Here is a 20,107-nt window from a genome sequence, read left to right on the forward strand (position 1 = left end):
ATTCGCCCGCTCGATGACACGCCCACAACTGGGTCCAGCAAACTGGACTCTGGTGGTCGGTGCGCGAAGCGCCGGATTCTTCTGCAGAGCATCTGACCATCGGCATCCGAGACCAGCACGCAAGGAAGTATCGTCACCGCCATCATGCCACAGCCAGACACCTTCCGATCAAAGATCGAAGGCCCCCATGCCGTTTCCACTACACGGGATGGCCATCTAGATTCGAAGGGTTCTGCTGTGCGATTTAGCCGTTGAGGGTCTCAGCGACCTAAGGGTGAACGGCGCATTTTTCCACACAGCTGCGTCCAGCCGATGATCGAGCGCCACCAAGGTCGAGCGAACCCGGAGGCGATGAAGAGATAGTTCCAGAACGGTGGACCCTCCATTCGCTATTCGCTGCTCACTATCGCTCCTCTCCCATTTTTCCGCCTCGACCAGTCCACGCGAGGCAATCAAGTCTTCCCTGCCCTGCAATTGGGCGCAGTGCAGCGCCAGGACCTCAGGTCAGAGCGACAGGCCGCGCTTGCGCCCGAAGTCCCAGTCGACGCTGCCTGGACCGGCGATGCCGCTGACCTGTTTTCCCAACTCCCGCTCGAGCGAAGGCGACCAGGGCACAAGCTGAAACCCGAGGCCGTTGTCGATCATCGCGAAGCGCCCCGAGGCCAGTGACAGGCGTCGACGATAAACCCCCGAAATCTGCTCACCTACATCAGATGACGAGTGCGGAAGCCCCGTTTCCTCCATGAGACGTCGTGTGACGACGTCGAGTTCGCGATCGCGGAGGGTTTCGATCAGGTTGCGGCTTAGCCGGACCTTGTTACCATCGCGCTGGGCGAGCCCTTGGTCGGCCAAAACATCGATGCGCCGTTCAAGTGCTGCACGAACCTCCGCGCCAAACGCATTGCGCGAGAGCTCGGCAGGATCTCGCGCAACGAGCTGCCGGTCTAGCCACGTTGCACCATCCGCCGCGACCTGCTGGTCCAGGACGAGCTCCGAGCGAACCGCGAGCGCAATCCGTGTTCGACCACGGGCGTCCGCAAACCGGCGCAGTTCCACAATCCCACCGATCGGCCCATCGCCGGCCGCCTCGACGTCAGGAAGCTTCACGTGATGCACGCGCCCGTCAATCCCATCGACAATGGCAAAGGCTGTGCCCTTCAGCTCGTCATCAAGCCCGCGCGCGATGAGACGGCCAACGATCGGTTCGCCATGAGTTTCGCCCTCGAGTGCCCAGGATGCGGGGGTGCGGCTGGCGCCGTCCCGCGTGAGGGTTTTGTGCAGCCGCTTGATGATGTCACCGCGCTCGCCAAGCGCGCGCAATCTCGCCTCCGCATCGGCGGCCAGAACCCAGACCGCGGGGCCCCCAGGTTCCGCCAAGCCGAGCCGCTCGAGCGTCCGCATCCGCCCGATCCGAATTTCCCGCAATGGATCGCGCCCGGCCTCCCGCTCGAACCTCAAATCGATAACGCCGTTCGCTGTCCCCGCTTCCCGGGCAAGCGTCCGATCGAGCCTGGTCCAGCGTTCGGCTGTCGTGTCCGCCTCAAGGCTCTGGCGGATCTCGAGCTCCGAACGAGGGCCAAGTTCGCGCGTGACAAGGTCGCTGGCGCGGGCGCGTAAGCCCATAGCGATATAATCGCGGCTGATGACGAGGTCGGCACCGTCATCGGTACGGCCCCGCACGAGGATGTGAATGTGCGGATGCTCGGTATTCCAATGGTCGACCGCGAGCCAGTCAAGCCGTGTGCCAAGGTCGCGCGAGGCTTGGTCCATCAGCTCCCGGGTGAAGCTACGCAGGCTGGCAAGTTCACCAGCATCATCAGGCGAGACAATGAACCTAAAATGATGACGGTCACCCTCGCAACGCGTGACGAAGGCGCGACCGTCCGCATCATCCCCCGCAGCGTCGAATAGTTTGCCCGGAGCAACGCCGCGTGTGACTCCGTCGCGCTGCAGGTAACCGATATGGTTGCGCAACGCGCCCGGCGAACGCATCCGCCGCACCACCCGCGCCTTGACCATAGCGCCGCGGCCGCGGGCGTTGAGGAGCCGTGCCGCAGCGATGCTCGCGGCGCGGCCGCGTCCAAACTTTCGGCCGTGGCCATCCTTGCCTCGCGAGAGGCCGCCGGCCTTCTGAGCGGCTGTGAGCACCTGCGCCAGAAATGGCTTTGTCCGGGGCGCGCGCGTGGAACGGATACGGCCGGGACGGATCCGAAGATCATCGTCGCGCGTCATTCCGGCCGCCGCAAGGCATCGAAAACCGTGTAAGAACAGCGCCTTGGGGAAAGCTGAACTTTGCTCCAAGTCGCCGCAATGTTTAGTCGATCATTGAAATCCGTACAGTTTCTCGCACAACCGACCGGCCGCACCTTGCGGCTTTTATCCTGCCCTCGGCGGTCGGCTCCCCCCTGCTTCCTCCCGTCCATTCTCAAACATGCGAGAACCTTCGAGGCCATGCGACCAAATCCGATTGCTATCATGGAGACTCCACCTTGATTGATCGATGCCAAAACAGCCCCGTCGCGCGAGGTACAAGTGCACGGGCAACAGCTTTAGGCGCTGCCTTCGACGGATTCACTGTGCGCACTCCTGATGCAAAGTTGTCGGCAGCGGACGAGCTGCCAGATCGCTCAACAAAAACTGGAGCTTGCTGCCACAGGACCACGCGTCTGGCGGCCGAACCACGGCTGTTGGGTTGCTCAACTCCGATCAATGCTGCGAGTCTGGCTACATATGTTTGCGTTTCTTCTGGAAGCGATCGACCTGTCGCCAAATGCTCGTCATACCGCTTCGGTCCCGCATTGTAGGCTGCAAGAAACCCTCCCCATCCGAACCGGTCGAGCATCTCGCGGATGTACGCTGCCCCAGCTATAATATTGTCGTGCGGATCAAACGGATCGATACCGAGATCGTGACGAGCGCTCAGTTCGACCCAGGTCGCGGGCATGAATTGCATCAGCCCGAGCGCTCCTCGAGGCGATATGGCGTGCGCATTACCGCCACTTTCGACCTGCATCACGGCATCGATCCAACGCTCCGGGATCGCGAACCGGTGGGAGGCTTCGGTCACGAACGCGGCGTATGCAACGCTACGAAGCAGGGTTATGGAGTGCGCAGTTGGTGCGCGCGATGCGACCTCCGCTCTGGCGCTCGAGGGCGGTCCGAACGTCAGCAGAATTCCCAAAAAGCAAGCAGTGGCCCCACATCGCATTGTGCGGACTGCCGCCAAGCATAAAGTTTCTCCCAGCCGGCCTTGAGGCCGCCTAATCCTGGGGCAATGCGCGCCTATTCTCAAGAAGCTGGCCGAGACGGAGGAACGATGTTGCGACCGGCCGTATGGAGAAATGACAGGCCAACTGGGGAGAGCCGGCATTGTCACTTCTCTCTGGTCCACACCGGGAGCGCTCGCCCAATGACGGCCGATCTCGGCAGGGGTCCGAAATATCGGCCGTCTAGCGAGTCCGCCGACTGCCAGTTCATGAGAAACACTTCGCCCTCAGCAATGACCCGGCAGCCCTGCCAGACCGGCAACGGCCGGCCTCGACGATCGCGCTCGCTTGCCTCGCCCATGTGTATGCTGTCGACGATGATTGCGAGGCCCGTTCTGCAGACGGTTTGGCCGGGCAGCGCCAGCACACGCTTGAGCATTGGAAGGCCGCTTGGCAAATAGCCGTTGAGATCGAGAAAAGTCGCGAGCGGGTCTGGCGTTCGAACCGCCACGAGCTCAGTGACGTACAATGGTCCGGCCTCTTGCAAGCGATAGACCCCGATCGGCACGCTGTCCGAGGCATTCCAGATGTACAATGGTGAGGTGTTGTTGACTGGCCAGAGCGCGAGCATTGTGGCCCCACACATCGCAAGAATGTTCCCCAACCGTTCCATCAGAGTGCCATCCTGCGCCGATGGAGCCACGCTTGGTGGCGTGCACGGGTATAAGCTCGTGGCTTTTCGTTGACAGAAAGACGGTTGTGGGCGTGATGCCAATACTCGGGGGCTGCATCGGCAGGATCGATGCCCAGTGACTCTACGGAGTCGATCAACTGGAGACCGCGTTCGACCTTTGGCCAACCAGCTAATCGCAGCAGGCTTTCGCCGCCGGGGCTGACCCAAGGCACGGTTGAGTATCGCTGGCCTGGCGCGACGGCGCGTAAAATGTCGATCCGAGACAGGATGGTTCCGAAGTCGTTGGACGTCCAGCGCACGAACGCGAAGATGCTGCCGGGCAAAAACGAGAGAATGCGCCGGTGATGATCAACGATCTTCTCTGATGCAGGTTTACCGAACCGGATTCGATTTTCGATGCGCTTCTCGAGCCACAACAGCTCAACAGTTGTGAGGTCGCTCACCTGACTGCTCCATATTGTTGAGAGGGATTTTGGACGTGCCGAGAATGGCTATCACCGCGCATCGTGCGAGAAGCCTTTGCGTCGGCAGGACGACTGTAATGACGCTTCGATGGATCGTGTCGCCGAAGGCTTGCAGCAATCCTGCTGAAGGATCACATCGGCGGGGCTCCAATTCGTTAGAAGGAATCGAAAGCACTGCAGGTTTTCCGAGGTAGTGACTTGTGTCCCCCTCGCCGGCCGGATTGCGGACATGTTGCTTCGCGACAATCCGGGAACGGAACGGGCGGCGCGTTCCGGCGGAGAATGGTAGAGTTGAACGACGGAATTTTATGAAGGGCTCGACGTGTCGCTGCAGGCAACGAATGTTTGCGTGATGGACGGCGACGATAACGTCGTCCAGGAAGCGACACTCGACACCGATCCGGACGCGATCGAACTGTTCCTGGCGAAATGGGGAATCCACCTCAAGCGCGTCGGCCTGGAAGCGTTCTCGTACAGCGCGTGGCTGTTCACGGCGCTTTCCGAAAAGGGCCGCGCCGTGATCTGCATCGAGAGCCGGCACGCCAAGGCGGCGCTGAACGCGATGCTGAACAAGACCGACCGTAACGCCAAAGGCATTGCGCAGATGATGCGGACCGGTTGGTTCCGTACGGTTCATGTCAAGTCGGAGAGCGCACAGCCGCTGCGCGCGCCGCTGGTCGGGCGCAAGGCGATGCGCGGCAAGATGCTGGACATGGAGAACATGATCCGCGGTCTGTTGCGCCCGTTCGGCCTCAAGGTCGGCGAGATCTCGGTCGGCCGTTTTGACGCGCGGGTGCGCGAGCTCATGGCCGGAAAGAGAGAATTGGAACCGATCGTCGCCCCGCTGTTCGACGCCCGCAACGCCATGCGGCTGCTGACAAAACTGCATCGCCTGCCGCTGGTGGCTGCGCGCAGCGACAGCGCGGTGCGACGGATGATGACGGTGCCCCCGGTCGGCGCGCTCGTGGCGCTGACGTTTCGCGCCACCGTCGATGATCCGGCGCGATTCAAGAAGTCGACCAATGTTGGCGCCCATTTCGGGCTGACGCCGCGGCGCTATCAATCCGGCCAGATCGACCGGATCGGCAGCATCTTCAAATGCGGCGATGAGCTGACGCGAGCGATCCCGTAGGAGGCGGCGATCGCGATCCTCACGCGCATTCCGAAGAGTTTTAAGCTGCGGCTGTGGGGCCTGCGGCTGGCCAGGAAGAAGGGGCTGAAGCGCGCGGCGACCGCGGTGGCGCGCGCGCTCGCCGTGCTGCTGCACAAGATCTGGATCGATGGCACGACCTTCCGGTTTGGCGCGGGCGTGAAGCGCGGCCGGCTCGCTGCGGTGGCCTGAGGGCCTCCGCGACCCGGCCGTTTCCACGAGCGGCTTCTTCCGCCACGGTGGAGCGGCGTCTCCCAACCAGACGGGGATTTGGGTGAGATCGCTACTTTTGCTGCCAGCGGCTTCATGCACACTTTTGAAGCCATCAAGCACGGCGCTGGTTAGCCTGACCGCCCATTCTCCAGATTCCGGCATGTGGTAGCGGCCGTGCCAACCACGGACCTTAGCGAGTTCTCCTCGACGAGCGAGCTGGCGCAACGGAAACGAACGAGCGTAACGCGGTGGTGACAACGATGCTGCTGATCGCGTGATTTTGCGCGCGATCGCGTCCGCGCGCGTGCGCTCGTGACAAGAATCGCATTGCAGGAAGGTCTTGCGCGTGAGAGAGTAAGCGCATGAGGCATCCTCGTTGCCCGCGCGGCTAACTTGTTCACAACGCACTGATTCACAACAAGACGTTAGTGTCAGTACGTTAGTAAAGTTAAGAGAGCTGGAAAGATTGGCGTCGCAGTGTTTTAGGTGCGATTTCGGTCCTCGGTAGCACGCGGATCGGGTCCCCGATGGCACGAGTCTTCCAGTCCCTGATAACACGAGCGAATTCACAGCTTATCCCCCGCAGGGCTGATAAGGCCACGCTTTCGCAATCGCCGCGTAGGCGGGTCGATCTGGACGGGTGCGAAATTCAATCGTTCTTCGCCATTCAGGTCGTGTGTGATAGCCAGCCGATAGCCCGGCAAGGTCTGATGATGCACGATTTGGCGCAGGTCGTAGGCGAAGTGCTTCAGCGGCGCGAGGCTCCCGGACTTGGCATGCAAGTGCACGAGCCCGAAGCTCCAACCGCTATGCTGATGACCCCCGTGCTTGCGGACGAGGCGATAGAGCCAACGTTCCAGTCTACCGGTCAGATCGAAATACGTGCGGTCAATGGTCAGCACGAGCGATTCGTTTAGAACGCCCGTGTAGAACCAATCGGGTAAGATCAACTCAATCCCACGGGCATGCCCGTGCACATCGCTTGTGTGTTTCCATTCGTTTATCCAGGAGAGGCGATGCCGCGACCGTTCTGTCGGTTGCCGGATTGAGGTCATGACGCTGGTTGATTGCAATCGGTCGAGCGCAGCCTTGAGGCGATCGTAGTCGCGTACGCTGGTGCCGCCGCGGCCGACGAAGGTCAGGATCTCATAGGGGGTGGTGGACATCAGGCGCGAGGTTTTCAACCCGGCATCACGGGCCTGGACAATCTGTGAGGCAGCCCAAATCAGAACGTCCGCGTCCCAGATCGTGGCCAGGCCATGTTCCGGCACCGCTTCGACACGGATGGTGATGGTGCCTGCGCGGAAGTCGATCGGGACGATCCGCTTCGACTTTGCTAGCGAAAAGAACGGATACGCCATCAAGTCTTGCGCGTCCCGTGCAGCGAGATCGCCAGGAAGCGCGCGAAACAGATCGAGTTGGTCGCGCTCTGACCGCCGCCTCCCGGATACAGTTGAGTTGCTGTCGGGCATAGGTCAGCGCCGCTCCTTGCCCGCATACGGAATCGGCGTGTGCCGTTTCGCGGGCAGGACTGTGCCTGCGCCAGGATCGCTGGTGGACGTTTTGGCGCCGCGGTCAACCCACGCCGTCAGGTCTTCGAGCGCATACACAACGCGGCCGCCCAGCTTCCGGTACGTCGGGCCTGTGCCATAGGTGCGGTGCTTTTCGAGGGTGCGACCGGACAGTCCGAGAAAGCGCGCCGCCTCGGGCGTGCGCAGGTATCGCGGCGGCAAGCCGGCGTTCGGATCGGGCATTTGCGAGGCTCCGTGGTCGTCTGGAGCGCGACCGGGTTCGGTCGCGCGTCGACGGTCACCATGACGGAGTAGGAGTGCTCAGGGGGATGTCGAAGATGGACCGATGGTTTTCGGCACCCCTGCTCTACTCCCTGCGAGATGAGGGATGCAGTAATGCGCGATAGCCGCCGCGCATCAGAGCCAAGCCGGCTTGCAACAGGCGGATGGTCCGGCTGCGCAGCTCATGGGTTTTCCAGGCGCGTTCAGGGATGCGTTTTCGGCCGAACAGCACTTCGGCGATGACGCGATAAGAAGCGCCATCCAAGTGCCCATCGAGCGCGCACAGCGCCAAGGCCAATCGTTCGCGCCGCTGCGCCGAAAGCTGATAAAAGGGGGGTCCTGGGGCGCGGCCGGTGATAGCGCGCCACAACCGACGTGAAGCGTGCACGCGGATCTCCGAGGCGTCCGGCTTTACTCAGCAATACATCAGCGATTTAGAGCGTGGCCGGCGCAATCCCACGGTAGCGACGCTGTTCGAACTCGCGAGCACATTAGGCCTTAGCCACGTCGATCTCGTGTTGTCTGATGAGGAATTCTGCAAAGAGCGAACCAAGACGCCGAAGCAAAAATGAAAGGACTTCGGCCAGACGCTTGTTTCCGGTTGCTCGGCAGTTGCTGCATGGCTTGAACACGAAGCTCCGCCTAGGGGTGTAGCCTTCGCCGCCTTCGTCATCGAACAGGTTCGCGTATATCGGCGCGTCGAGGAGGATCGTCAAGCTCGTGTGAGAGGTATTCGCGCGCTTCCTTCGGAGCGCGTTGACCACACTGCGCCTATCTCGCGATTATACTGCGCACCAATTAGCAAGCTTATGAGCCGTTTACCCGGCAATTCTTCTATGAGGACCGGAAATTAGGGCTTCAAGACCATGGTCACAATAGGCTGCCTAAAGGCGGGCTTTACCATTCCAACACAGCCTCCGCCCGAGGATTGATCAACGAGTGCTAAGCACTCGGGCCGGCGCTATAATTCACAGGCGTCGACCTCCTCGTCCGGGAATTTCTCAGCGTCCAGCTCCAGCCTGTTCTTCGCCTTTTCCAGCTCCCGTGTGACTAGCACGTAGTCTTCGAACGTGCTCGAGGAGCTGATCTGCGTGTCGATCAACAGCCGCAGCTCGTGCCTGAACTGATACTTGCTGACGGTCATTCGCCTTTCCTACTATTGCTGGGTTCAGGTACGAGATCCAACTTCTCGAGCTGGCGCGTCGAACAGTTTGGTGAAGGTGAAGAACTGCAAGCTACATTGCGGTTGGTGAAGAACAGTCAGCGCAAGGCCAACAGTAGCAGAAATCCCGGCCGCAATCAGGCCGCACTCACTTAAAATCGCCCCAGCCTTGTCTCGCCAAATCCGCATAAGAGGAGATGACTTTATTGCAACTCCATGTTCCCGGCTGGCCCTTAGCGGTTCCGCTTGATCGCTCCGCCACTCTTTCGCTTTGGCGCGCGCAATCTATCAAAAAACGTACCCGATGCTCTCTCATCCGCGGGTAAGAGAAAGCTCAAGATTGGCCCCTGTTAGAAGTTGACCAATGCTGCACAACAGGGACAACGGGACAAGCAAAGCGTAGTGATAGGCCGCAAGTTGAGGCCAAAGTCACCGTCACGGTTGAACATTAGTCCTCATATGCACCGCGCCTCCGACTGAAAATTGAGAGCCCGCTCCCGATGAGCGCAAGGGCGGGGCCGCTCCCTGCCGCCCAAAGCGAGGGATCCACGCTGCTGGGAAACAGCGCGCTACTTCAGCGTCGCTCACAGACTCACGAGCGTTCCGACTTTCCGCCCCCGACGCTCTTTACGACGTTGCGTAAGACGATTTCAGAAAGCTGCACAACCTGCCGTTTGAGAAACACAACCAGCTGTGTGAGACGAAGAATTTCTTGCTTGCAGCGCTCTAGCTCGCGCTCTTCGTCTGTCATCGTCGATGCTTCATGGCGGTTCGTACTTTGTCGTCATGGTTCATGTGCCCCCCCTTCTCCGAAGACGAACCTGTTTCGTTCTGCGAGCTCTTTTTCGAACACGAATTGCGCCGGCTTGCCTTGATTCCCTTCGACAAAGCCCTTCGCCACCAATAACTCACGGGCATCGCGCACCAAGCCGGGGCTGCCACAGATCATGACGCGGTCATGCTGCGGCTCCAGTTCCGGCAATTCGATATCCGCAAACAGCTTGCCTGAAACGATCAGATCGGTGGCCCGGCCGCGGTTATAGAAGCGATCGCGCGTCACGGTCGGATAATAGATCAGCTGGTAGCGCGCGAAGTCGCCGACCAGTTCGTCGCGCGGCAGTTTGTCCGTGATCATCTCGCCATAGGCGAGCTCGGCGACGCGGCGGCAGCCATGCAGCAGCACGACATTCTCGAATCGCAAATAGGTTTCGGGATCCTTGATCACGCTCAGGAACGGCGCAAGCCCGGTGCCGGTGCCGATCAGATACAGATTGCGCCCGTCCTCGAGATTATCGATGACCAGCGTCCCCGTCGCCTTGCGGCTGACGATGATCTCGTCACCCTCCTTCAGATGCTGCAGACGCGAGGTTAAGGGACCATCCGGTCTCTTGATCGAGAAGAATTCCAACCGGTTCTCGTAATGAGCGCTGGCGAGGCTGTAGGCCCGCAGCAGCGGCTTCTCGTCGACCTTGCGCCCGATCATGGTGAATTCACCGCTACGGAAGCAGAACGACGGATTCCGGGTCGTGGTGAAGCTGAAGAGATTGTCGGTCCAGTGATGGACGCTCAGTACGTTTTCCTGGCTGAACTTGCTCATCTCACCGTCCCGGCGAAATTAAGGCATGATCCAAATCCACGGGCCGCGTTCGCGCAAAGTTTGCACCAGTTTTCCGAATGAGCATACTACAAGCACCAGATGAGGCTCTCGATGAAGTAGAGTCGGACCGATAGCTTCACGCCCACAACCGCTTTGGCTTTCATTAGAAGATCGGCCTGTGCCCCTCCTGTAGCGATCAACCCCAGGCGCTGCCCATTCACGTAGATTATCTAATCGCTTTACTCTTCAGCCCGCCGGCATCCCCAGATGAAGTTTTTCCCCAGTTCACGCGGGGCGGTAGGCTGGCTTGCCAGCTCACTCCCCGCCGAGTGGTCGTGCCCCACCTCGAGCAGACGCAATGGCAGACTTGGGCGCATTTGCTCCGACAAACACAGTACATAGTGAACAAACAATCTCGTTTCCCACCTGAGTGTGGTGTCTCGGCTTCAGTGGAGCGTTTCGTACAAAATACCTCTTCCATCTCGCCTAGACCTTGCGCTCGGTTGCAAAGCTACTAGAACGGGAACCCCAATGAGGATCGACGCTCCGAGATTCGCCGAGATATCAATCCCCTGAACATGCTTTCTTCGACCGCGCGTGATTGCTCAAGCTGACTATAACAACTCTGTGATGTTACTTAATGCAATGAGGTGCGTGTTCACGGCTAAATCCTGCATCTTGGCCACCTTCTTCGATGGATTTCACGCCGCACCTTGTCCCGAACTTTCCCGACCGCCTGTGGACAGCGGGCCTTGTCATGACGGCGCATGCTCGGTCCGGTGCAGACAGCCGCGTGCTTTCAGCCTCCACTCAAGCAAGGACCGAAGCGGAAGCACAAGAGGCATGGGCACGGACTTCAAGGTCTGCATCGAGCGGCAGTTCGGCGGAATAGAAGGCCCTGTCCTGAACAAGATCGCAACGTCACATCGTGTTTGTCGGGGCATTGTACCGGCAGAAGCGTTCGATGAAGGCAAGGATGTGATCGGCGGACTTCCTCCATCGGAACGGTTTGGGATCGACGTTGTGTCGATCAATAAACGAAGTGATGTCTGCCCGGAGGGCGGCGACGCTAGGGTGTTCACTTATGCTGAAGGCTCTGTTCAGCCACCCAGAGGAGCGACGACACCGAAGGACTTCGCCTAAGGGTCGCAAGCCTGCGCCGCGCCTGATCTTTTTATCCGTGAGGAGAGCGAAGAAGCGTCCGACCTGGTTGAGCCATGCGAACTGGTCGGGTCAGGTGCACGTGCCAGCGCGGCCTTTTAGCCATCCATCGTTGGATCAGTGCGGACTTATGCGTGGCGTCCATGACGAGATGGACGTCGAGTTCGCGCGGCACAGCGGCCTCGATCTCGTCGAGGAACTGACGGAATTTGGCAGCACGGTGACCTCCCTAGCACTCGCCGATAAGAACGCGAAATCACGAAAATCGACTGCGCCGATGCAGCGGCAGCGTTGATGTTTTCGACTTTAGGCTCCAAAAGGAACCCGCCCGATCAACTCGGGCGGGGCTTTAGAGCGAGTCTCACTCGCCGTTCTTGCGCGGCCGCGACCAGAGCAGGGTGTACCCCTCGCCGCCTTCGTCATCGAACAGGTTCGCGTAGATCGGTGCGTTGAATGAGGGATCGTCGAGCTTGAGCGAGAGGTAGTCGCGGCCCTCCTCGGAGCGCTTCGACCAGGCTGCCCCGATCTCCGCCCGGCCCACGTAGATGCGGTGGCTGGGCGCGTTGTCGCTGGAGCGGTTGGTTTCGGCGACGATGCGGACGCCCTTGGTCTGAAGGCTCAGGGTGACGATCTCGCCGTGAAACTCGTTACCGACCTTCTTGAACGAACCGATGTTAGCCATGTTACTTCTCCTGTTTGTGTTTCGAGCCCGCGACCACCGCGGCCTCGATGGCGATCTAAAGGCCGAAGACGATCGGCGACGCACCCGCTGGCGGGCCGGAGCGCAGCGGAGGACGCCGTTGGAGCGACTTTCTTGTCTCGCGAGGAATGGGCGCAAGCCCAGGGGAAGAAAGTCGCTCGAACGGCGTTGCGGCTCAGACGATCGAGGCGCAGCCGCTCTTGGGCCAGATCAAGCCATCAAAGAGGCCACGTGCGTCCGCGTGCTGAACCGCAATCTTAAGGAGAAGACTTGGCGAATCTCGGTGTGCTGAGCAAGAGGTCGGTACGGGTCGGCGTAGAAGGAGAAACAATCTGCCGCAAAGGGCGGTATCGTCCCCGCAGAAATGATCGAGCGCGGCGCGCCCCACCGCAGCTATGCGGGCCAGACAGAGATTGGTGGGGCTTGCTTGCAGGCTTCGAGGAGAAACGCGGGTACCTTTCGCTCAAGCTCGACGCCCTCTCGTTCAACCTGGTCTCTGTGCGAGCTTGCTGGACCTGATGGCGACGAAGCCTCATCGCTCGTGCGTGGCGGCTGTAAGAACTGGTCGAGGTGTATTCTCCACCACCCCGGCCGACTCCGACGGGCGGGTCCTCGCGGGAAGGGTCAAACGCGCCCATGCCGTGCCGGCGATGCAAGCCGCACCTGCGCAAGCGAAGGCCTCGCGCCAAGCCAGCGAGGGCACCCCGATCTGCGACAGGGCAAACACCAGATGATAGCCGGCGATCGCCGCAGGGAGCGCGAATACGGTTGCGATCGCGACGCGCAAGGTCAAGGACCGATTAACGGCAAGGGCGAGCTGACCAGCGGCAAGCGTCAGCGCGCCAGAAACAATTCCGATAAGCAATGCGCCGAAGACGCCCGCGCCATCACGAAATGCCGACATTCCGACACTGAGTGCAACGAAAAACGGCAAGGCATAGACCGCCAGCGCAAAGATCAGCCAGCAGAACAAACCGATGGCGAGCGTGTTGAGGACAAGCCCAAGAGCGAGCATGGCGGTGGCTCCAATGCACAGACGTATTGGTCGCGCCTCCACCACCACCGCGGCGCGGCTTCGGACGTAAAATCGAAACGAGGCGGAGTTGCGGCGCGCAACTCCATCTTGGTCGTCTTGGAGGCGAGTAGACGGCGCTCATGCGCCGCCGAACTTCCAGACGGGGATGCCGAGCCGCTTCGCCTTGTCAGCGAGATTGTCCTGAATTCCCGTGCCCGGGAAATGCATGACGCCGATCGGCAGGAGTTCGAGCATCGCATCGTTGCGCTTGAACGGCGCCGCCTTGGCGTGCTTCGTCCAGTCAGGCTTAAAGGCGATCTGTGGCACCTTGCGATTGGTCGCCCATTTGGAGGCGATCAGTTCGGCGCCCTTAGGAGAGCCGCCATGCAGGAGGACCATGTCGGGGTGCTTGGCATGAACCTTGTCGAGGCGATCCCAGATGAGGTTGTGGTCATTGAAGTCGAGCCCGCCGGTGAGTGCGATTTTCGGTCCTGGTGGCAACAAGACCTCGGTCTCGGCGCGGCGTTTGGCGGCAATGAAGTCGCGGGAGTCGATCATTGCCGCGGTGAGCGTGTGGTGATTGACCAATGATCCCGATCGCGGGCGCCAGGATGCGCCGGTGTTGACCTCAAATTGTTCGATGGCCTGGTCGCGGAAGAGTTCCAGACAGTTGCGGCGTTCGACTAGCGTGAGGCCTTCGGCGGTCAGGCGCTCGAGTTCGACAGATCGCACCTCCGAGCCATTCTGCTCGCGTTGGCTCTTATGCTGCGCTTGTTCGTTGTTATCGAGCTGCCGTTCGACGCGCTCGACGGCACGATGGAACAGGTTGACCGTCGACCAGAGCAGATCGTCAAGGTCCGGCTCAAGCCGCGTTTCGCTCAAGGTCGCGACCAGGGCGTCGAAGATATCAGCGACGGCGCCGCCAATCATATTGCCCTCGGGGAGCGGTCTTGGATCGGGCTGGTCGTCGAAGGGACGATAGCCGAAGAGCTGGAGTTCGGTGATGACGTGGTCGGTCGGAGAAGATGCATGCGGCGGTTCGATGTCGTCATGGTCGGTCATGGGAAGAGGTCCTTTGCCGGATCGGCCGCGACCATCGCGGCCTTCGTGGCGATCCTCTGACGGCGGGCGGAGCGGGCCAGAACCCGAAAGGGCCGAAGCGGCAGCGGAGGATGGCGGAGGCCGGCTATTTTGCTTCGCGATGCAAAGCGCGCGGCCAACCGAATAATGTGTCTTCACATCGCTAGCGCGCGGCGGAAAATAGCCGGCCGCAGCCGTTGCCGGCCCGCTCCGCTTGCCGTCCGATCGCCCTCTAGAAGGCCGAGCTCGCGTCCTCTTCCGGTATTGGCCTCGCCTATGACTGGCCCATCAACGTCGATCGAACACCGGGAGCTATTCCGCGGGCACCCTCGAGGAATGCAGGAAGCGAACGACGTCCTCTGGCACGAGCTGGAACCGCAACGCTGCTTGGAGGGCATCGAGACCGAAGACATGCAGATCTTCGTTGAAGTCGCCCAGCCGGGGCGACAGCGCGATTGCTTCAATGCCGGCGTCCACTGCGCGTTGGCTGAGGGTCGCGTGCACCGCATCGCCAGCGGCATCGACATCGCGGGCGATGTAGAGCCGGCGCAGCCCAGTCGGAAGCACCATGGCTGAGAGGTGATTGGCCGAGAGCGCAGCCGCCATCGGCATGCTCGGCAGCACGTAGCGCAGCGACAGCATGGTTTCGATTCCCTCGCCGGCAGCGAGCACGTCGTCCACCACGCCGAAGCGAACCGCGTTGCCGTGGAGATCGCCCATCGCGCGTCGTGGCGTATTGATCGGAGCTTTGCCCAGCCGAATGCGATCAAAGCCGTCTGGGTCGAGCCAGGTGCGATGCACGCCAGTGATCCTGCCTTCGAGATCCGTGACGCAGGCGATCATCGCCGGCCAGGTCTCGGCTGGCAGGTGTTCGTCCGGCCGATAGTAGCAACGCGGATGGAAACGCAGGCTGCCACCATGGTGCACGTGGGCGATCCCGCGACGCTGCAAATATGTCTCGACCAGCGTCCCCTCGATCGGTTGCGATATAATAAAGAGCCGTCTCGCCGCCTCTTGCGATCCAGCCGGTGCTAACGGACGAACGGGTTTCGGGACGAGTTCCGGTTCAGTACGAGGCAGTCCCAAGAAACGCCTCGCCTCCTCGGCGACTTCGCGGAATTCACGCAAGCCCAGGCTTTCGCGGATGATGTCGAGGAGATCGCCATGCTCGCCTGTTGCGGCATCGGTCCATTTGCCCGCGGGTCCCTTCCGTGATTCCTGGAGCCGCACGAACAGCGAGCGGCCCGGAGTGTTGTGGACATCGCCCACAAGCCAGTACCGCCCCTCCCGCTTGCCATTGGAGAGATAGTGTCGGCACACCGCCTCGGCCTCGCGCGCGAGGCGGCGTGCTAGCTCGCAAGGCTTGCGGGGCATCAGGCGGCCTCCCGCTCACTGATGCGCGCGACCGGATAGCGGTCGAGCATCTTCGACAGGATCTCGACGCCGCTCGGGTCGGTGGGCACGAACATGCGCAGCTTCCAGGAGATGATCTCTCCAAAGAGGCCGTAAGCCCGTAAGCGATCGCGCATCGTGTCGTTGAAGCCCGACAGTTCGATGCGGTGTGCGCTCATCACCCGGACACGGCGAAGCTGGAGCCCCTCCGCAAGCTCGAGGACGGTCCGCCCCTCCATGAGCGCGGCAAAGGCAGCGTCCGGCATCAACGCCGGCGCCTCAGCCGAAAGGACATTCGCAACCCAGCTAGCCGAGACCTTGCGGCCGATGATCCGCTCGCCCGCGTCGGTCTGCAGCCGATAGACGCGGGTCGACTCGTTTGGCAGCCGCTTCCAGATCGGCAGCAGCAAGCCGGCCACCACGTGGATCGTGCTTTCCGTGAACTCGGGGATCTCGGCAAGCTTCGCCAGCCAGGCTGCGGCAAAACGCTCACGGTCCGCCTCGACCCAATGGCTTTCCGCCATCATCTTCAAGGGAACGCTATGCTGCTCCATCGGCCGGATCAGGCGGACGCGCTGCTCGATCTCCCCGTGATCAAGCATGAAGCTCGGAGCCGCGACCTGCACCGCGGCTCGTCCTGAGCGCTCATTGATCAACAGGATGGAGCGTGGATCGGAAAGATGAGCAAGAGCATCATCCAGGCTCACGGGATGATTGCGCTGGCGCTGGGTGATCGTGAGAAGCCGGGTCTCGGCGCCAGTGCCCGGATGAGTATAGATCGTCTGCCGGTCGGTGACGACAAAGCTCTCGGCGCGGAGCGTTTCCAGCCCGACGTCATAGCTGCTCGAGGCAACCGCGCCTTCGATCCGAGCGGTCAACAGCTGCTCGAAGACAGTGAACAGGATATTCTGAAGATCGATCGTGAGCGCCAGCAAGCGATTCAGAAAGGTCGTGATCGGCGGCAACTCGTCCTTCAACCCATTGGCATCCGTGAGCTTCAGACCGGTCGCATCCTCAAATCTCTCAAGCGAGCAGCCCTCGACCGTTCCGCGCGCCAGCAGCGTGTAAAGCTGGCGCAACGCGTCACGGCCGTACTGACTTTCCAGATTGTCTTCGGGCCGGAACAGACCCTGCCCTCCGGTCTGCCGCTGGCCGCGCGTGATCGCTCCCAAGGTGTCGAGCCGGCGGGCAATGGTGCTGAGAAACCGCTTTTCTGCCTTCACGTCCGTCGCGATGGGACGAAAAAGCGGCGGCTGCGCCTGATTGGTCCGGTTCGTCCGGCCGAGCCCTTGGATCGCGGCATCCGCCTTCCAGCCGGGCTCGAGCAAATAGTGGACCCGCAGGCGGCGATTCCGGGCTGAGAGATCGGCATGATAGCTTCTCCCCGTGCCGCCCGCGTCGGAGAAGACAAGGATACGCTTGACGTCATCCATGAAGGCCGAGGTCTCGGCGAGGTTGGCCGAACCGGGTCGGTTTTCGACCACCAGCCGATCGCCCTTGCGAACGATGCGGCGCGAGCGACCGGTCACTTCAGCAACCATATCGGTACCGAAGCGCTGGACGATCTGATCGAGCGCCCCGGGCACCGGCGGCAGCGAGGCGAGCTTCTCGATGAGGCGGTCGCGGCGAGCGACAGCGTCTCGGCTTTCGACCGGCTGGCCATCGCGATAGACGGGCCGGGAGCAAAGATTACCCTCCTGGTTGGTGAAGGGCTCGTAGAGCTGGACCGGAAAGGAATGGGCGAGATAGTCGAGGACATATTCGCGTGGGGTGATGTCGACCTGGACATCGCCCCACTCCTCGGTCGGGATCTCGGCGAGCCGGCGTTCCATCAGCGCCTCGCCGGTCGAGACGATCTGGATGACGGCGGCGTGGCCGGCGTCGAGATCACGTTCGATCGAGCGGACCAGCGACGCCGTCTTCATCGAGGTCAGGAGGTGGCCAAAGAAGCGCTGCTTGGCGCTCTCGAACGCGGATCGCGCGGCCGATTTGGCCTGACCGTTTGGCGTGCCGGTCTCGCCCGTGATATTCGCGGCCCGCATTGCCGCATCAAGATTGTTATGGATGACGCTGAACGCGCCGGCGTAGGCGTCATAGATGCGTACTTGCTCTGGCGTGAGCTGGTGCTCGATGAGCTCGTAGGCGACGCCCTCGTAAGATAGAGACCTCGCCGCGTAGAGACCGAACGCCTTTAGGTCGCGCGCGAGCACTTCCATCGCCGCGACGCCGCCCTCCTCGATCGCCTCGACGAACTCGGCGCGGGTGGCGAACGGGAAATCGGTGCCTCCCCAAAGGCCCAACCGCTGGGCGTAGGCTAGATTGTGGACCGTCGTGGCACCGGTCGCCGAGACGTAAACGACGCGGGCATTCGGCAACGCGTGCTGGAGCCTGAGCCCCGCACGCCCCTGCTGGGAGGCCGCCTGGTCGCCCCGCTCGCCCTTCTGGCCTGCCGCGTTCTGCATCGCGTGGCTCTCGTCGAAGACGATCACTCCGTCGAATTCGGAGCCCAACCATTCAACGATCTGCCGCACGCGCGAAAGCTTGTCGCCACGCTCGTCGGTGCGCAGCGTAGCGTAGGTGGTAAATAGGACACCTTCCGAAAGCCGGACCGGCGTGCCCTGACGAAACCGAGACAGCGGCGTCACGAGCAGCCGCTCCATGCCGAGCGCGGACCAATCGCGCTGCGCGTCCTCGATCAGCTTGTCGGATTTACTGATCCAGACCGCGCGGCGGCGGCCCTTGAGCCAGTTGTCGAGCAGGATACCGGCGACCTGCCGTCCCTTGCCCGCGCCCGTGCCGTCGCCCAAGAACCAGCCGCGGCGAAACCGGACGCCACTTTCTGCATCGTCGCGCGCGGCGGCCACAACATCAAAGGTTGCATCCACCGTCCAGGAGCCCGCGAGAAACTCGGAATGCGCCTCGCCGGCATAGATGACGCTCTCAAGCTGGGCGTCGGACATGATGCCATCCGCCACGAAGTTGGCCGGCAGATGTGGCCGGTAAGACGGCTTCGGCGGCGCGACCGAGGCCATCGCGGCGGACTGCACGAGCTTGGTCGGATGCGCGTGCGCGTCCGGAATACGGATCGCCTGCAGCGCGTATTCCTCATAAAGCGCATCGGTGAGTCGAGCGCCTTCCGGAGGCGTCCACTCGACCGTCTCGTAGGTGAGTTCGACGCCCTCTGGCGCGCTGTCTCCCGAAGTGGACGATGGGCTGGGTGCAAAGGCGCCGGCGGGCCGAAACGTCGCGGGGCGTCTGATGACGTCGACCACGACGGGGGTGGCAATGGGCAGCCTCGGGGGCACATGCTGGATCACCCAGTCGAGCAACGTGGCAACATCGCCCGCCATACCCAGCGAGGCCTCAAAGACCTTCGGATCTGCGGCAGGCTGCTTGTCGATCACGAGCAGTCTTGTGTCGGTCTGCGTTCCGTGTTTCGCATAGACCGGGCCATCGATGGCGGCAGAAAACACCACCCGTCCGCGCTCCTGGAGGCGAACGAAGGCATCTCGCCATGCCGGATTGTCCGGCGTAAGACTTGCGCCGGCGATGGCGACCAGACGCCCGCCGTCGCAAAGACGCGCCAAGGCAGAAGCGATGTGCCGGAGCGCCGTATCCGCCATCCGTCGATCGACGTTTGCTAGTGCCGAGAACGGCGGATTCATCAGGACGACGCTAGGTACAACACTCGCTTCGAGGTGATCGTCGATCTGGGCGGCGTCGAACCTCGTGACCTTAACATTGGGAAACAGCTGGTCGAGCAGCGCCGCGCGGGTCTCGGCCAGCTCGTTCAATACCAAGGCGCCGCCGGCAAGATCGGCAAAGATAGCGAGCGTGCCGGTCCCCGCAGAGGGCTCCAAAACGCGATCGGACGGCGTGATGCCGGCCGCGGTGCATGCGGCGAGCCCAAGCGGGATCGGCGTCGAGAATTGTTGAAGGGCCTGGATGTCCTCCGAGCGCCGCGTGTGGGTCGGCAGACAGCGCGCGATTCTCGCGAGCATCGGCAGCATCGCGGCCGTCGAGCCGGCCTTGACACGGATAGCCGGGCCAAACTTGCGAAGGAACAGAACGGTTGCCGCCTCGCAAACATCATAGGCGGTCTTCCAGTTCCAGACGCCCGTGGCGTCGGAAGCGCCGAAGGCAGCTTCCATGGCGCTACGCAGGACAGCGGCATCGATGCGACGGCCGCGCTCGAGATCAATCACGAGCTGCCGCGCGGCCCTGACGGCGGCGGAGGTGAGAGTTGCAGCGGCGCGCATCGAGAGCGGCGCGGTGGCAGCGTCGCCGGCAAGAGATTCGGTCATGACAGAGGTTCTTTCGGAGAGCAGGAATGGGTCGAACCGCCCGTCGCTCTCCTTGAGACCCCGGCGATTCAAACCCTTTCCGGCCCGGCTCTCCCTCTCAGCCCTCGCCCATAAGAATGGGGACCGGCGCGACACACCGGTCCCCAAGCAATTGCCGGACGGCCGGAGCCGTCCCT

General features: G+C 61.8%; 16 protein-coding genes and 3 pseudogenes. 4 read left to right on the forward strand and 15 right to left on the reverse strand.

All coding sequences use genetic code 11. The annotated features are described in order from the left end of the window. Window positions 1–504 precede the first annotated feature (504 nt). The 4 genes from IVB18_RS43150 to IVB18_RS43165 all read right to left on the reverse strand — a co-directional run bounded on the left by IVB18_RS43150 (window position 505) and on the right by IVB18_RS43165 (window position 4,343). Window positions 505–2,232, reverse strand: a complete 1,728-nt coding sequence (locus IVB18_RS43150; protein ID WP_247986167.1) for a DUF3363 domain-containing protein — start codon at window positions 2,230–2,232, stop codon at window positions 505–507. Between the two features lie 241 nt (window positions 2,233–2,473). Continuing rightward, the gene (locus IVB18_RS43155) at window positions 2,474–3,067 is read right to left on the reverse strand and encodes a lytic transglycosylase domain-containing protein (RefSeq protein WP_346732596.1); all 594 of its coding nucleotides are present in this window, start codon (window positions 3,065–3,067) and stop codon (window positions 2,474–2,476) included. A 305-nt stretch (window positions 3,068–3,372) separates the two neighbouring features. Continuing rightward, window positions 3,373–3,852, reverse strand: coding sequence for a S26 family signal peptidase (locus tag IVB18_RS43160; RefSeq protein WP_247438981.1), 480 nt, complete (start codon window positions 3,850–3,852; stop codon window positions 3,373–3,375). A gap of 26 nt (window positions 3,853–3,878) precedes the next feature. Next, window positions 3,879–4,343, reverse strand: coding sequence for a DUF2840 domain-containing protein (locus tag IVB18_RS43165; protein WP_247986169.1), 465 nt, complete (start codon window positions 4,341–4,343; stop codon window positions 3,879–3,881). 343 nt (window positions 4,344–4,686) lie between these two features. Here IVB18_RS43165 and IVB18_RS43170 point away from each other — a divergent pair. Beyond that, a pseudogene (locus IVB18_RS43170) lies at window positions 4,687–5,706 on the forward strand (IS110 family transposase). Between the two features lie 587 nt (window positions 5,707–6,293). Here the strand turns inward: IVB18_RS43170 and IVB18_RS43175 are convergent. The 3 genes from IVB18_RS43175 to IVB18_RS43185 form a co-directional block, all read right to left on the reverse strand. Continuing rightward, a complete protein-coding gene (locus IVB18_RS43175; protein ID WP_247986170.1) occupies window positions 6,294–7,199 on the reverse strand; it encodes a replication initiator protein A in 906 nt (301 codons plus the stop codon). Between the two features lie 3 nt (window positions 7,200–7,202). Next, window positions 7,203–7,481, reverse strand: coding sequence for a helix-turn-helix domain-containing protein (locus IVB18_RS43180; RefSeq protein ID WP_148742779.1), 279 nt, complete (start codon window positions 7,479–7,481; stop codon window positions 7,203–7,205). A 124-nt stretch (window positions 7,482–7,605) separates the two neighbouring features. Further along, entirely contained in the window at window positions 7,606–7,908 is a 303-nt protein-coding gene (locus IVB18_RS43185) for a DUF2285 domain-containing protein (RefSeq protein WP_247986171.1), read from the reverse strand. A gap of 16 nt (window positions 7,909–7,924) precedes the next feature. Here IVB18_RS43185 and IVB18_RS43190 point away from each other — a divergent pair. Next, window positions 7,925–8,092, forward strand: a pseudogene (locus IVB18_RS43190) (helix-turn-helix transcriptional regulator); the annotation flags it as partial. 75 nt (window positions 8,093–8,167) lie between these two features. On the opposite strand, the pseudogene IVB18_RS43195 reads toward IVB18_RS43190, so the two are convergent. The 3 genes and pseudogenes from IVB18_RS43195 to IVB18_RS43205 form a co-directional block, all read right to left on the reverse strand. Beyond that, window positions 8,168–8,298, reverse strand: a pseudogene (locus tag IVB18_RS43195) (DUF736 family protein); the annotation flags it as partial. A gap of 183 nt (window positions 8,299–8,481) precedes the next feature. Continuing rightward, the gene (locus IVB18_RS43200) at window positions 8,482–8,664 is read right to left on the reverse strand and encodes a hypothetical protein (protein WP_247986172.1); all 183 of its coding nucleotides are present in this window, start codon (window positions 8,662–8,664) and stop codon (window positions 8,482–8,484) included. An 802-nt stretch (window positions 8,665–9,466) separates the two neighbouring features. Then, window positions 9,467–10,279: a ferredoxin--NADP reductase gene (locus IVB18_RS43205; protein ID WP_247986173.1), complete on the reverse strand. Its 813-nt coding sequence runs from the start codon at window positions 10,277–10,279 to the stop codon at window positions 9,467–9,469. An 843-nt stretch (window positions 10,280–11,122) separates the two neighbouring features. Between IVB18_RS43205 and IVB18_RS43210 the strand changes: the two genes are divergently transcribed. Together IVB18_RS43210 and IVB18_RS43215 are read left to right on the forward strand one after the other, a co-directional pair. Next, on the forward strand, window positions 11,123–11,422 hold the full coding sequence (locus IVB18_RS43210) for a hypothetical protein (RefSeq protein WP_247986174.1): 300 nt from the start codon (window positions 11,123–11,125) through the stop codon (window positions 11,420–11,422). Window positions 11,423–11,591: 169 nt separating this feature from the next. After that, a complete protein-coding gene (locus IVB18_RS43215) occupies window positions 11,592–11,735 on the forward strand; it encodes a hypothetical protein (RefSeq protein ID WP_247986175.1) in 144 nt (47 codons plus the stop codon). A 66-nt stretch (window positions 11,736–11,801) separates the two neighbouring features. On the opposite strand, the gene IVB18_RS43220 is transcribed toward IVB18_RS43215, so the two are convergent. The 5 genes from IVB18_RS43220 to IVB18_RS43240 form a co-directional block, all read right to left on the reverse strand. After that, window positions 11,802–12,122, reverse strand: coding sequence for a DUF736 domain-containing protein (locus IVB18_RS43220; RefSeq protein WP_247278035.1), 321 nt, complete (start codon window positions 12,120–12,122; stop codon window positions 11,802–11,804). A gap of 550 nt (window positions 12,123–12,672) precedes the next feature. After that, window positions 12,673–13,155 carry a hypothetical protein gene (locus IVB18_RS43225; protein ID WP_247986176.1) on the reverse strand — a complete coding sequence of 161 codons (483 nt, stop codon included), beginning with the start codon at window positions 13,153–13,155 and terminating at the stop codon, window positions 12,673–12,675. A gap of 138 nt (window positions 13,156–13,293) precedes the next feature. Continuing rightward, complete coding sequence (locus IVB18_RS43230; RefSeq protein ID WP_247986177.1) at window positions 13,294–14,217, reverse strand: DUF2493 domain-containing protein; 924 nt, start codon at window positions 14,215–14,217, stop codon at window positions 13,294–13,296. A 330-nt stretch (window positions 14,218–14,547) separates the two neighbouring features. Further along, window positions 14,548–15,609 (reverse strand): toprim domain-containing protein, encoded by a 1,062-nt coding sequence (locus IVB18_RS43235; RefSeq protein ID WP_247986178.1) that lies wholly within the window; start codon window positions 15,607–15,609, stop codon window positions 14,548–14,550. Further along, on the reverse strand, window positions 15,609–19,931 hold the full coding sequence (locus tag IVB18_RS43240; protein ID WP_247986179.1) for a bifunctional class I SAM-dependent methyltransferase/DEAD/DEAH box helicase: 4,323 nt from the start codon (window positions 19,929–19,931) through the stop codon (window positions 15,609–15,611). Before IVB18_RS43240 ends, IVB18_RS43235 begins: the two co-directional genes overlap by 1 nt. Window positions 19,932–20,107: the final 176 nt, after the last annotated feature.

Origin of the sequence: Bradyrhizobium sp. 186, from assembly GCF_023101685.1 — a bacterium.
Taxonomy (GTDB): domain Bacteria; phylum Pseudomonadota; class Alphaproteobacteria; order Rhizobiales; family Xanthobacteraceae; genus Bradyrhizobium.

Coding starts and splice junctions, on each gene's coding strand:
- IVB18_RS43150 (WP_247986167.1), bottom strand. CDS start 2,232: ATGACGCGCGACGATGATCTTCGGATCCGTCCCGGCCGTATCCGTTCC.
- IVB18_RS43160 (WP_247438981.1), bottom strand. CDS start 3,852: ATGTGTGGGGCCACAATGCTCGCGCTCTGGCCAGTCAACAACACCTCA.
- IVB18_RS43175 (WP_247986170.1), bottom strand. CDS start 7,199: ATGCCCGACAGCAACTCAACTGTATCCGGGAGGCGGCGGTCAGAGCGC.
- IVB18_RS43180 (WP_148742779.1), bottom strand. CDS start 7,481: ATGCCCGATCCGAACGCCGGCTTGCCGCCGCGATACCTGCGCACGCCC.
- IVB18_RS43200 (WP_247986172.1), bottom strand. CDS start 8,664: ATGACCGTCAGCAAGTATCAGTTCAGGCACGAGCTGCGGCTGTTGATC.
- IVB18_RS43205 (WP_247986173.1), bottom strand. CDS start 10,279: ATGAGCAAGTTCAGCCAGGAAAACGTACTGAGCGTCCATCACTGGACC.
- IVB18_RS43210 (WP_247986174.1), top strand. CDS start 11,123: ATGGGCACGGACTTCAAGGTCTGCATCGAGCGGCAGTTCGGCGGAATA.
- IVB18_RS43215 (WP_247986175.1), top strand. CDS start 11,592: ATGGACGTCGAGTTCGCGCGGCACAGCGGCCTCGATCTCGTCGAGGAA.
- IVB18_RS43220 (WP_247278035.1), bottom strand. CDS start 12,122: ATGGCTAACATCGGTTCGTTCAAGAAGGTCGGTAACGAGTTTCACGGC.
- IVB18_RS43225 (WP_247986176.1), bottom strand. CDS start 13,155: ATGCTCGCTCTTGGGCTTGTCCTCAACACGCTCGCCATCGGTTTGTTC.
- IVB18_RS43230 (WP_247986177.1), bottom strand. CDS start 14,217: ATGACCGACCATGACGACATCGAACCGCCGCATGCATCTTCTCCGACC.
- IVB18_RS43235 (WP_247986178.1), bottom strand. CDS start 15,609: ATGCCCCGCAAGCCTTGCGAGCTAGCACGCCGCCTCGCGCGCGAGGCC.
- IVB18_RS43240 (WP_247986179.1), bottom strand. CDS start 19,931: ATGACCGAATCTCTTGCCGGCGACGCTGCCACCGCGCCGCTCTCGATG.